General features: G+C 38.7%; 11 protein-coding genes. 2 read left to right on the plus strand and 9 right to left on the minus strand.

The window, feature by feature from the left end:
- Positions 1-311: 311 nt before the first annotated feature.
- From pepF to ACFX4H_RS09155, 6 genes are all read right to left on the minus strand, one after another.
- Positions 312-2129 (minus strand): oligoendopeptidase F, encoded by a 1818-nt coding sequence (gene pepF, locus ACFX4H_RS09130; RefSeq protein ID WP_063591815.1) that lies wholly within the window; start codon positions 2127-2129, stop codon positions 312-314.
- A gap of 167 nt (positions 2130-2296) precedes the next feature.
- Positions 2297-3505: a competence protein CoiA gene (locus ACFX4H_RS09135; RefSeq protein ID WP_377435013.1), complete on the minus strand. Its 1209-nt coding sequence runs from the start codon at positions 3503-3505 to the stop codon at positions 2297-2299.
- 97 nt (positions 3506-3602) lie between these two features.
- Entirely contained in the window at positions 3603-5111 is a 1509-nt protein-coding gene (cls, locus tag ACFX4H_RS09140) for a cardiolipin synthase (protein WP_241636758.1), read from the minus strand.
- A gap of 90 nt (positions 5112-5201) precedes the next feature.
- Positions 5202-5870 carry an adaptor protein MecA gene (gene mecA / locus ACFX4H_RS09145; protein ID WP_034314498.1) on the minus strand — a complete coding sequence of 223 codons (669 nt, stop codon included), beginning with the start codon at positions 5868-5870 and terminating at the stop codon, positions 5202-5204.
- A gap of 494 nt (positions 5871-6364) precedes the next feature.
- Positions 6365-6760, minus strand: coding sequence for a transcriptional regulator SpxA (gene spxA / locus ACFX4H_RS09150; protein WP_034314502.1), 396 nt, complete (start codon positions 6758-6760; stop codon positions 6365-6367).
- Positions 6761-7552: 792 nt separating this feature from the next.
- A complete protein-coding gene (locus tag ACFX4H_RS09155) occupies positions 7553-8134 on the minus strand; it encodes a GNAT family N-acetyltransferase (protein WP_034314505.1) in 582 nt (193 codons plus the stop codon).
- A gap of 96 nt (positions 8135-8230) precedes the next feature.
- Here ACFX4H_RS09155 and ACFX4H_RS09160 point away from each other — a divergent pair, with 96 nt between their 5' ends.
- Positions 8231-8419: a hypothetical protein gene (locus tag ACFX4H_RS09160; RefSeq protein ID WP_034314508.1), complete on the plus strand. Its 189-nt coding sequence runs from the start codon at positions 8231-8233 to the stop codon at positions 8417-8419.
- A 52-nt stretch (positions 8420-8471) separates the two neighbouring features.
- On the opposite strand, the gene ACFX4H_RS09165 is transcribed toward ACFX4H_RS09160, so the two are convergent.
- Positions 8472-9617: a putative glycoside hydrolase gene (locus ACFX4H_RS09165; protein ID WP_377435294.1), complete on the minus strand. Its 1146-nt coding sequence runs from the start codon at positions 9615-9617 to the stop codon at positions 8472-8474.
- A 569-nt stretch (positions 9618-10186) separates the two neighbouring features.
- Between ACFX4H_RS09165 and trpS the strand changes: the two genes are divergently transcribed.
- A complete protein-coding gene (gene trpS, locus ACFX4H_RS09170; protein WP_377435015.1) occupies positions 10187-11173 on the plus strand; it encodes a tryptophan--tRNA ligase in 987 nt (328 codons plus the stop codon).
- Between the two features lie 244 nt (positions 11174-11417).
- Here trpS and ACFX4H_RS09175 read toward each other — a convergent pair whose 3' ends face one another.
- Both ACFX4H_RS09175 and ACFX4H_RS09180 read right to left on the minus strand, forming a co-directional pair.
- On the minus strand, positions 11418-12173 hold the full coding sequence (locus ACFX4H_RS09175) for a YjbA family protein (RefSeq protein WP_034314514.1): 756 nt from the start codon (positions 12171-12173) through the stop codon (positions 11418-11420).
- A gap of 114 nt (positions 12174-12287) precedes the next feature.
- Entirely contained in the window at positions 12288-13052 is a 765-nt protein-coding gene (locus ACFX4H_RS09180; RefSeq protein ID WP_034314516.1) for a DUF2268 domain-containing putative Zn-dependent protease, read from the minus strand.
- Positions 13053-13075: the final 23 nt, after the last annotated feature.

Raw genomic sequence — 13075 nt, forward strand, 5'->3', positions numbered from 1 at the left:
GTCATATTCTTAGAATACTGCTTATTCTAAAACATACTATCTAATAATGAGCAGATGAGTTTTTACTGCTGCCAGGTTGGAGGTGACCAAATTGAAAGGCTTTATTCTACTCATACTCTTGATAGGGTCGCTATTTGTCCAGCTACTCGGTATCATGGACCTCATTCCTCTGTATTTTACCTCCCCTATTTTATTTTTTGTTTTGTTCATAATTCTTCATAGCTTAAATCAGAGAAATCGTTTTAAAGGATTATGACGGACATCCAGATAAAAATGAAAAGGACCCGAAGTGTTCGGGTCCTATCCACATCCTATTTATTCAAAAGTTCTTCCAACTCATTTAATTTTTCTTCGAATACATTCATGGCTTCTTGTACAGGCTCGGCTTTTGTCATATCGACGCCGGCCTTTTTGAGTACTTCAATCGGATAATCGGAACTTCCTGATTTCAAGAACTCCAGATACCTTTTGACAGCAGGCTCTCCTTCTTCAAGGATTTGCTTGCTCAATGCTGTTGCTGCACTGATTCCAGTTGCATATTGATAAACATAGTAATTATAGTAGAAGTGTGGAATACGAGCCCATTCCAAACCGATTTCTTCATCAATGGTCACGTTCTCGCCAAAGTATTTCTTGTTCAGCCCATAATATTCCTTAGTAAGCATATCCGCCGTCAACGCTTCCCCATTTTGAGCTTTTAAATGAATGGTATGTTCAAACTCTGCAAACATCGTTTGTCGGAACAATGTGCCACGGAAGCCTTCCAGGTAATGGTTCAGTAAATAGATGCGTTTCTTTTCATCTTCGATCGAATTCAGTAAATAATCATTCAACAGGTTTTCATTACAAGTGGATGCAACTTCCGCTACAAATATTGAATAATTCCCGTATGGATATGGCTGATGTTTACGTGTATAGTAGCTATGGACCGAATGCCCAAACTCATGAACGAGCGTGAATAAGTTATTGACGTTATTTTGCCAGTTCATTAGAATATAAGGGTTCGTCCCGTATGTCCCCGAAGAATAGGCACCGCTTCGTTTCCCTTTGTTCTCATGCACATCGACCCAACGGTTTTCAAATCCCTCTTTCAAAACGTTCAAATAGTCCTCCCCTAGCGGAGCAAGACCTTTAAGGACATAATCTTTGGCCTCGTCATATGTCACTTCCATCTTCACTTCTTTAACAAGAGGAGTGAATAAATCATACATATGAAGTTCATCTAATTCCAGTACCTTTTTACGTAAATCAAGATAACGGTGCAGTAATGGCAAGTTGTCGTTGACCGTTTTAACGAGATTATCGTATACGGTCTCCGGAATGTTATTATTACTTAACGCCGCTTGGCGTGCTGAATCATATTTTCGAACCGTGGCATTGAAGTTGTGGTTTTTCACCTCACCTGACAGGGTTGAAGCAAATGTATTACGGAACTCCCCGTACTTGCTGTATACCCCTTTAAATGCCTCCTCACGTACACGGCGATCTTCACTCTCAAGAAATCTGATATACCTTCCGTGAGTAATTTCCACTTCATTTCCCTCTTCATCCTTGATGGTCGGGAATTTCAGATCGGCATTGTTAAGCATACCGAAAGTATTACCCGATGCATCGAGTACTTCTGATGCCTGTGCCAATAGTTCTTCCTGTTCTGCTGATAGGATATGGGGTCTCTGAAGATTAATTTCCTCTAAAGAATGTTTATATAATTTCAATTCTTCTTTTTCTTCCAAAAACCCTTCCACTTTACTTTCGTCAATACTCAATAGTTCAGGAACCATATATGAAAACGCAGCCGCTGCCTGTGCGTATAAAGCTTTTGCCCGATCCTCCATCCCTTGATAAAATGGATTGGTTGTATCTTGATCATTGCGCATGTGTGAATAAGAATAAACTTTCCCTAGCTTCTCGAAAACCTCATCTTGAAGTTGGAGGGCCGCAAATAGCTTTTCTGCGCTTTCTCCCAACGTCCCTTTATGCGCCTCCGCTTTCTTGAGGTCTTCCTTTACCGCTTTGAAGGCAGCTTCCCAATCTTCCTCGGTTGCGAAGATATCTTCCAGTCTCCACGTATCTTCAGGAGCTATTTCACTTCTTGAAGGTAATGTATTCGTTTTTGTTTCCTGTACCATAAAAATTCCTCCCCATTCTATAGAAACTTGCCATTGGGCTAACTCATTAAACCGGATTGAACACTGCAATGCTTCATTCTGTTTAATTCCCAGTTCTTATTACTATTTCTCCATTTACAAAAATAATCCTGCCATTTCATCTGAATTCAAGATAAATTGAGATGTTATCACTGATTATACTGGATATTCCCCTTTTCCATCATCAATTTATGCTTATCATAGAAATCTTTTTCCAAAATTTGAGCTTGATCACTGGTGAAGGGAAGGGGAAATTCCTTTTCAATTATAAAAACCCCTTCTTCCAGCTTTGATAGATAACCCAATTGCTCCAAAAGCATGATATATTGATCTATAGGGTACTCGATGGCTTTTTCATGAAGCAATGGCAACGGTCTGAACTTTATTTCCCCTTTTTTTGAACGCTTTCTAAAAATGCGGATAATATCAGCCATATAAATCTTTTCCCCTGTTCTTTTCTCTTGAAACGCATCCATGTATAACCATGCCTGCCATTCGATTGAGGCAGTTTCGATCAACAGCATCCCTCTGACGGGAACACCCACTTCAATTGGAAGTGTCGCAGGTGAAATATGATGTAAATACAGGGCCTCGAAAAAAGGATCGCATCTGCGTGCTGTTTTTACTCGATGTAGCGACCAGCCATTTCGTTTATATCTCCATACAGGCAGAAAAGGGAAACGAAAGCAGTTTTGGGGCAATGCCCGACTAGGAGGAAGGAGCTTTAGAGAAGCTGTTGTCATTTCGGCAAAGACGGTTCTAGGGGTAAAAGGAGTGAGGTTCTTCAATACTGATAAATGATCAGTTTCTGGGCAATACATCCAAAGAAACGGATGATGGAAGCTGCCGGTGACGAAGAGCCATTGGAAGCGGGATATACTGAATTCATAAAAGCTTTTCCTTTTTAAGCTTTTTGCAGCGAGGATCCAGATTGGTTTAATGCCTATGCTTTGATAGGCTCTTGACCTTTCCATGAATTCCACCTCGGGGATAACTGAGCATTGAAATTCTATCGCATAACGATTACCTCCTATCCTCACTAAAATATCAGTCCTTTTCTTAATTTCGGGAAGGTAGGCTTCTAGATCCACTTGATAACCATGTGATAAAAACCACTGAAACAATTTTCTTTTTCCCATTAAATGATAGGCGGATTCCGGTTCTGAAGAAGCACGGCATGAAGAACTATTTTTATGGGCGAAATGCGGAACCCTTACACTGCCCGCTTTGATGGTCAATTCCATCTTGCAGCATGGACAGTAATATTCTGCTGACTTTCTCCAGTCATCAATCATGTTTGCCGGTATCTTTTCAGGGAGGGTAATCCAAGTCCCATCTTTATTTATCGCAGTTAGCATACATCTCCTCCTCACCCACTACATTCGCCTGGTTTGCTTAGGATTCCTTTTAATGTGAAAAAAAAAATGCCTGATCGGCATAAAAGAGAGTTACTATCTAAAGAAGGGGTGAAAGCAACCGGCATGTGGACTCCAATAATTTCAAACCGAAATTCCGTTTGGAAAACTCATCAATCTCCACTTCCTTGGATACCTTTATATCTTCCATGTAATCATTCACCAGCTGCTGAGCACTTTCCGTCCGGTAAAGAAATGCATTGACTTCGAAATTCAGGTTAAAGCTTCTCATATCGATATTGGTTGTCCCAATTGATGCCATTTGGTCATCCACTATGATGATTTTACTATGCATGAAGCCTTCATTATATTGAAATATACGAACTCCAGAAGCAAGCAATTCGGGAAAATAAGTTCTCGAAGCATGAAATACGATACGTTTATCGGGGTTCTTCGGGACGAGAAGCCTGACATCCAAACCACTTAAAGCAGCCACCTTCAACGCTTGTAAGATATTGTCATCAGGAACGAAATACGGGGAGGCAATCCAGACGGACTTTTCTGCTGAAGTGATCATCTTAAAAAAAATGCTTTTAATGATCGTCCATTCACTATCCGGCCCTCCGCCAATCAATTGAACTCCGCCATATCCGTGATGGTTCGGCATTCCGGTCATGAGGTATTCATCGCTTAAAAAACTATTGTTGGTGCTATAATACCAATCCTGCAGAAATATGAGCTGTAACGTCCTGACCGCTTCCCCCTTTATGATGAGATGCGTATCCCGCCAAGAACCGAATTTCTGGTCTTGTCCCAAATATTCATCCCCTATATTGAGGCCGCCGATGAAACCGACAGAGCCATCTATCACAATTATTTTACGATGGTTGCGAAAGTTGAATTTATTATTTAATAAAGGGAGATGCAACGGACCAAAGGCCACCATTTCGGCTCCCGCATTCTTCAGTTCATCGATATAAGATCGAGCTAACTTCCAGGAACCAACCGCATCATAGAGAAAACGGACCTTTACCCCTTCTTTTACTTTTTGTATCAAGATGTCTTTTAGCAGTCCGCCAATGCGGTCATCCCTAACAATATAATATTCTAAATGAATATGATGTCTTGCTTTTTTTAATTCTTCGATGATATTGGAAAATGTCTCCTCACCATTCCGTAAAACCCTAGTTTCGGTCGTAAATGATACAGGGCTATTCCCCAGCCTATTTGCAAGAGTGATTAACTGCTGAGGGTGCTCGCCCATTTCCTTAATTCGTTCATTATATCCCGCTTCGCCGCTTATTTTCACGAAAGTCTGTTTATCCAAAAAGTACTTCTTGCGAAATATCCTATCTTTCCGAAAATTACGGCCAAACAAAAAGTAAAAAATGAAACCGATGAATGGGAAAGCGCAAAAAATAACAAGCCATGTTATGGTCTGGATGGGATCTCGATTTTCGAGGAAAATGTTGAATCCAATTATCACCAGGAAAATGGTCAAAATAAGGCTAGAATAAAAAATCAGCCCGCCATCAACGCCATTTAATAGAAAATGCCAAGTGCTGACCAACATGAGAATAAGCAGACCGATGCCAACTATATTCTTCACCTAGACTCCCTCCAATTAACAAACACAGGAACACTAAAAAAACCCCCTTAGACGAAAAGGCCGATTTCTACTGAAATCGGCCTCAACAGTCTATGCGAAATATTTATCGACCGTTGTGAATACATCATTTTCGATAACTATCTTTCCGTACTCTTCAAGCATGTGCACCGTTATAGGCGACTCCTGGCTATATTCCAATAAAAGACTTAGAACATTATCGATTTCTTCCTCATCAATCTCCGCTTCGGAAAATTCGATATAAAGATAATATTTATTCTGATAAACATAAAGTTTAGTCGTCCAATCATCCAAGCCATGACGTTTGCTTAATGAAATGACATCTTCGAAATCCTCGAAAGTCGTGATGAATTCAATCATGCCATCTTCGAATGTCATACCGCTTTCTTCATCTTTACCATGAAAATGTTGATCAAGAAGCGTATCCATCTTGTCTGATACATTCAAATCCCTTAACTTATCATCTGAAAGAGGCAGCTCGAGTTTCTGACCATCTTTGGCAAGCTGGGCTTTTGTGACCAAAACTTCCAAGCCTTTTTCAAGGGCTTGAACTTGAATCCATAAAGGTCCTTCAATCATGAATTCTTCTTCCTGATGCACTTCATCCATCATTTCCCAAAAAAGTTCCTCACTTCGCTCGCGGCTGTACCAAATTTCTTCGCGATCAAAGCCTCTTTCCTCAATATCTATATAGGAAATATAAAATTTTACTGTATCGTCATTAATGCGTTCGATTTCCATGATTCCCCTCTCCCTTCCTTTCTCATTTTGAAGGGATAATAACCCCCAAGCGAAAATTGCTCTTAAAAGCTCTTTACCCGTAAGTGAATACTGTAAATCATGATAGTCATTAAAACAGACTATTTTACATCATTTTATGACAAAACCTTGAAGAAGGGAAATAAAAAACATTACTTATCTAAAAAACAATTGTTTGCCTAATATTCCATTCATTCTATAAAAAAATACATCCGCATGCAACTATCATAATGCTTTATTAAATTTCACTCTTACTGCCGTCAATGTCATATTATATACATGGCATGATGAGCTGCATTCTTATTTTTTCTTTAAATGATGACCGGTTCAAGGGACCTGTTGCAGCTAAGAAACGACCGCTGTCGCCTATCATTCCTGTTATGTTCCCCGTCATTAAGTTAAAAAAATCAGCGGAAAATCGGATATGTATAAAGAAAAAGCCCTGCACATTTCCTGGCAGAGCTTGAAAGACCTTATTAGTTGACCATACGTTGTGCTTCCCGTAATTGGAAGGTACGAACTTTACGTGGTAAAAATCGTCTTATCTCATCTTCATTATAACCAACTTGAAGCCGTTTCTCGTCAAGGATAATTGGACGTCTCAACAGTCCAGGATTCTCCTTGATCAATTTATATAATTCTTGAAGAGGCAGGCTCTCTAAATTTACGTTTAACTTTTGGAAAGTTTTTGACCGTGTTGAAATGATTTCATCGGTTCCATCTTCTGTCATTCGAAGAATTTCTTTAATCTCATCAATCGTTAACGGTTCTGAAAAAATGTTTCTTTCTTTATATCCAATCTCATGTTCCTCTAACCATGCTTTCGCTTTTCTGCATGAAGTACAACTAGGTGATGTATATAATGTTACCATGCTTACTCACACTCCCTAAATATAGAATCGGTGATCTATGAGGGGAAATCTACTATTAGTATTCATAAGTACCACTCTAATTTGAAATAATTTTAAATAAGTATTTCATGTTCCTTATTATACACTAATTTTTTTAAAATGAATACCCTTTTTGATATTTGAAAAAATCCTTTAAAACTTCCTGTTCAAGCTGTACTATAGCTATTTCATTTTTTTATGTAATACATTAAGACCACATTTTCTAATTGAAAAAACATACCTGCCATTCTCATTTAACTCTCAATTCGGCCCTCATGATTATTTAATTATCTCGTTATTTTATTTACCCCCAATCCTTGTCAATAAACAAGATCATGTTAATATATTTTCTTTAATAAAAAGCAAATTCCTCCTTTTACAAGAAAAACCATTCTTTTAGCACATATATTTCCAAAAGTGAAAAAGGTAATTCGAAAGAATCCGCAATAAGGGAGTAATCTACCATCCAAGAAGTTATGGATATTCATTTCCCTGCAGAATATGCCAATAAAATACAGTTAGTCTTCAGTCTAAAAAACGATCCAGTTGATTCCAGAAATCAGCTCCCTTTCCGCCGACTGTCTGCCCTGCCTCCTCGACGCAAGCGTCTGCGGGGGATCGACTAGCCAGCATCTCGGCAGGAGTGTGGCAAATTTCTCAATATATTGGAGGTTACATCCAATATGACTTTATTGAATATTAACCAAATTATCCTTTTAAAAAACATGATCTCGACAAACTAAAAAGGGCCGGTTAACAACCGGCCCTTTTTAGTCAAACTTCCATCTCTTTAAAAATATCGGCTTCCTGACCTGCATTCAAGCTAAGTACATCATCTACATCTTGATAAGATTTCCCATAAAGATCATCATCTTTGTAAGTATGGATTTCAGAATAAATCTCTTTCATGAAATCAAATACATCTTCTTCATCAATAGATGGATTTGCCGGCCAATACAAGATTTCCATAGGCGTATTCTCCTTGGTGGCAAGCGATTTTCTGCTGTAGGAAATCGAAGAGGCGTGCTTGAATCCTTCCCTTTTATAAAATTTCAGCCTTTTAAATGTATCATCATCATTTTCTTGTACTGGTTCTACTTCCAGCAAGATCGTTTTCTGCTTTTTTTGCAATTTTTGAATTAATTTCCTTCCAAGTCCCTGACCCCTTGATTTCTTTGATACAAAAAGGTAATCAACGAATATAAACTCGTCCCCTTCCACATATAATAAAACATGGTCGGGGCCTTCATCCTTTTTATATATTTCCTGCTTATCTTCTAAAAGAACTTCTATGTGTTCTTTTGACTTCATTTCTTCAATAGGGAAATACTGGTTTAGCTTTTCATACCAATTCATAATTTAATCTCCTCATTTGCTAGTTTATACTTTCCAGATTTTTTCTTATCCTCTACAATGGAACTTGAATAGCTTGAAAATATTAGGAGGGTTTTGATGATCAGCTACTTTTTGGACTTTTTTTTAGTCGCCGCTTGCGTTATTGGCATTACGGCTGTGAATGGCGTTGTGACGAATGGCATCGGTGAAAAATGGTTTGGCGGGAAACGTCACTCTCATATTTTCGATCAATCGAAACGAATTCAGTCAGGGTGGAGTCAAGTTGGCGGGAATAAAAAGCGGTAATTCAGAGAGAATTTTGGATGACCGGAAGGAACTTCCTGGGTCATCCTTTTTTTCATGGGGTATAGTCTACTCCCTTTGTATATCGATTTGCTGCATTCCACAATAAGTATTCATCAATACCATTATCATTCAATGCTTTTATTTGGGCTTCCACTTCTTCCTTACCATACCTTTGGTAATTACCATCACCTAAATATGAGGCAGTAAAATCTTGCAGCCAAGGTCTTGAAGTAGGTGGTGTTTTTAATTCCTTCAGCTTCCCGTTCTCCAATTTCGCATATTCCTTAACGAGATTATAAGGCTCCAAATCAGGCTTTTCGATACCAAAATAAGATGTCCAGTGGCTCGGATAGATCATCGAGGAAATTACATCAACATTCTCAGAGATTTTTGTGAAGTTTTGCCCAATTCCGGGAGCTTCAGGCAATGTAGCCGCATATCCAAAAATATCCACCGACACTTCGACATCGTATGGCTCCAGTTGCTTCCTCGCATAACTTACGAAATCCGTAACTGCCTGAACCCTTTTGGCTGTATGACTCATTTTCGCTTCATCATATTCACCGACATCATATTTTAAATCATCTTCTTTATTTTCGAATCCTTCGGGAAAACGGACATAGTCAAATTGAATTTCTTTAAAACCCATCTTTGCCGCTTCAATGGCAATACCGACATTATAATCCCACACCTCTTTTAAGAATGGGTTAACAAAGGCTTCCCCTCGACCATTCTTCCATACCTTTTCACCATCTAAAAAAGACAACTCAGGTTTCTCTTTGGCCAAAAGGGAGTCTTTAAAGACGACAACCCTTGCAATCGGATAAATCTGTTTATCCTCAAATTTTTTCAGCATTGCCTTTGGGTTTTTTATGTAGTCTTTACCAATCCCAGCATATGGAGAGTCGGGATCTTCCGTTTTATACGTTACGTTCCCCTTGTCATCCTTAATGTCAATGACCATCGCATTCAAATCGGTTTCATCTACATATTTGATAAGTTCATTCAGTTTATTGCCACCCGCTGCAGGCCCTGTCACATATATTCCGCGTACAGCATCCGGATAGTCGAATTTCAACCCCGAATCAAAAACAAAACGCGGTACGCTCGCAGGCAATTCTTTATTTTCTAATGCTACCTGCCTGGTTTCGTTCATGCCTTGCGCATGAACTGGCTTTTGAATCAGGAATATGCACATACCTGTCATCAACCATTTACACATTGGTTTCATTTTCTCCACCTCATTCGCCATCAGTCATCAATATTCAACAAATATAATAAACCCCTTTCTTTAATACCACAAACAATTAACTTTACTCCTATATATGATAAATAATTAAAAAAACTGCTTTACAAAGTTTCAGCTTAAGAATACGTTCACAATCCTGTATTCCCTTGTGAGTATCCTTCCCTAAAATGGTCTGCTCATTGTGATATATGTTAAACGGTTTGATTTTCCTTGAAGCCTTCATTTCTTCCATGTCAAAAAAAAGAAACGGAAAATCCTTTCTATTGGCTTGATTTCCGTTTCGATTATACATTTAATATGAATAAATGCTAAAATACAGTATAGTGGACATTTCGTATTCTCAAAATGGCATCGATACAGGACAAAACGGCCCTCCACAAGATTCAAATGAGCGTTTCCCCACAAAGGAACATGCACATTTCTTTCAAAGAATGTGGATTCATTTTCTATTTATCCTTACAATAATGAAGAACGAATATCCATTTATCAATAAACGTATTTAGAGGAGTGACTAGCAGTTGAAAAGGATTTTCTCCGGCATTCAGCCATCCGGTTCCGTTACTTTAGGAAATTACATTGGAGCCATGAAACAATTCGTTAACTTACAAAATGAATATGAATGTTTCTTTTGTATTGTTGACCAACATGCAATTACAGTTCCACAAGACCGCATCAAGTTAAGGAAAAACATTAAAACATTGGCTGCTTTATATCTGGCCATTGGCCTGGATCCTGAAAAGAATACCATCTTCATTCAATCAGAAGTACCAGCGCATGCACAGGCAGGCTGGATTTTACAGAGTATATCCTATATCGGGGAACTTGAGAGAATGACACAATTCAAGGACAAATCCGCTGGCAAAGAAGGGGTATCCGCAGCACTGCTCACTTACCCGCCGTTGATGGCTGCCGATATTCTCCTTTATAGTACAGATGTGGTCCCTGTCGGGGAAGATCAAAGACAGCATCTAGAATTGACACGCGATTTGGCTGAACGATTCAATAAAAAGCATAATGACATATTTAAAATCCCGGAAATCAGCCTCCCTACAGAAGGGGCCCGTATCATGTCCCTTCAGGAACCAAACAAGAAAATGAGCAAATCCGATCCTAATAAAAAGGCGACGATTGCCTTATTGGATAATCCGAAACAAATCGAAAAAAACATCAAGAGCGCAGTTACCGATTCGGAAGGAATTGTCCGTTACGATAAGGAAAACAAAGCAGGTGTTTCCAACCTGATGTCCATATACTCCATTTTCAGTGGAAAATCCTATTCAGAAATTGAAGAGATGTATGAGGGCAAAGGCTATGGTGACTTTAAAAGTGATTTGGCTGAGGTGGTTCTTGGAGAAATCCTACCAATCCAAGAACGCTATAATGCATTGATCGATTCACCTGAATTGGATGAAATTCTGGACCGCGGTGCAGAAAAGGCGAATATTGAAGCCAATAAAATGATCAGAAAAATGTATAATGGCATGGGACTTGGCAGAAAGAGATAAAGGAAGACAATCCTTATCGTCTCAGTGTGTAAACAAAAAGGTTTCGGAATGGTATCATTCCGAAACTTTTTGTTTGTTTGGAGAAATTAACTTCTCGTGATTCTTTCTCACATTTTTACCAAATATGTCACTCCTCCGCGGGCTTAGGCAAATTTTCAATTGCATAAAAAACTGTAGACAGATTCGATTTTCATCAAGTCTGTCTACAGTCTGAGACTTATCCTCAACGGATCGTCTTTTTTGTTCATAAAATCGATGGGCTATCGCCAGCCTCCACTTGCCAAAGCTTTTCAAAAAAAGGCTGCCCCTTCACAAGGTTTTCACAAAGTTGAAGGTGCTTCTCTGACCAGCCTTCCTTCATTTCTTCATATAACTCAAGCCAAGCTATCTGAAAATCCATTTCTTGAATGCTTTCATATTTCTCAGGGGCCCATTCTGTGTACCAATAACGGATTTCAGCAGTGTTTTTCGCCGTGAATAATTGGTCCATGGCCATGAATAGCAATTGCTTAAGCTGTCTTTCTTTTCTTGTCAAACCGTTCATGAATAAGGGAGACGGCGACAAAATATGATATTCTTTCTCAGATGTAGGTTTTTCAGTAAAGGTGTAATCCATCTCATCATGGTTTTCTATCATGTCATAAACAATTTGTTCCTGCCGGGGAATTATTCTGCTTTTCCTAATCGGAATATGATAACCTATCGTATCAACAGCTAAAATTCCATTTCCGTCAGTCACGATAAAACAATAGTCAAGCTGAATTCGCTCATGATTTTTCCTTGCATATGCTTTTTGATAAACATCATTCAGCAATGGCTTAGGTAATTCTGACAAGTCGTTTTCTATGTAGTGGAACAATGTTGATGACACTTTCAACAAAGGAACTTGATCTAGTAGTTCGATCCCGTCATCTTTCCTCCATTCATGAAAATGACAAATATTATAGCCGTTTTCTTCTCCTTCAAACCAGTTAACCCATACATCATGAAGATATAGCATCATTCATCCCTCACTTAAACAAATTTCTGTTTGTCAATCAGTATAGGCAGGAACCATACAATTTATTCCTATTCTAGAAAACAGATTTAGAAAAAAAGAACGTATATATTAGCTCTATTTTGATAAGAATTCTTCAGATTGAATAATGAATGATCTTTTCACGGAGAGTTTTTCAAAATTTTTCACCAGGTAATAGCCACTACAGTATCCAAGCATATATGGATATCCTTTCGTCCCAAGCAGAAGTACATCATGAAGAGGATCTGTACGTTTTATCGTGTGCTTTTCCTCTAAATGCTTTCTCCAATATTCTCGTAGTTTATCTTCCTGATATAACTTAGTCCAATTCGCTAAATATTTTGTTCCTAAATATTTTCCCACCGTTCTTTCCGCCAGTCCTTCCATGATCATCGTATCAAGGAGAGTGAATTCTTTTTGGTCCTTTTTCAAATGATGCAGACGGCAAACATGATGGTATTCATGAATCAACAGGGCCTCCATTTCCTTTTCGGCTATCCCCTTTCCGTAAAAAAGGAATAGTTTATCTTTAAAGGCCAACCCTGATTTCGTTTCAACTTTTTTATTCCATATCCCTGTAGACATGAGCGGGAAAATATATATGGGAACATCTGGCCCTCCCCATAGCTTCTTATAAGCTGTAAACAAGCTTTGTGTTTTTTCCCATACATCGTTTTCCTGTAAGTCTTCCCATGTGAGTTTTGTTTTTTGATTCGGCGAATACATGCCATGCTTCAATAAATGATGATAAATCATTTCAGCATCAAGGGTATCGTTGAAAGTGCTTTTAAGTCTTTCCATCATCTGGATCGGCCGGTTGAAATCCTTACTCATCCATTCATTGGTTGAAATGACTCCCATTTCCCCATACACCTCCGCTTCTA

Source organism: Peribacillus sp. YIM B13477 (assembly GCF_042787955.1).
Taxonomy (GTDB): domain Bacteria; phylum Bacillota; class Bacilli; order Bacillales; family DSM-1321; genus Peribacillus; species Peribacillus frigoritolerans.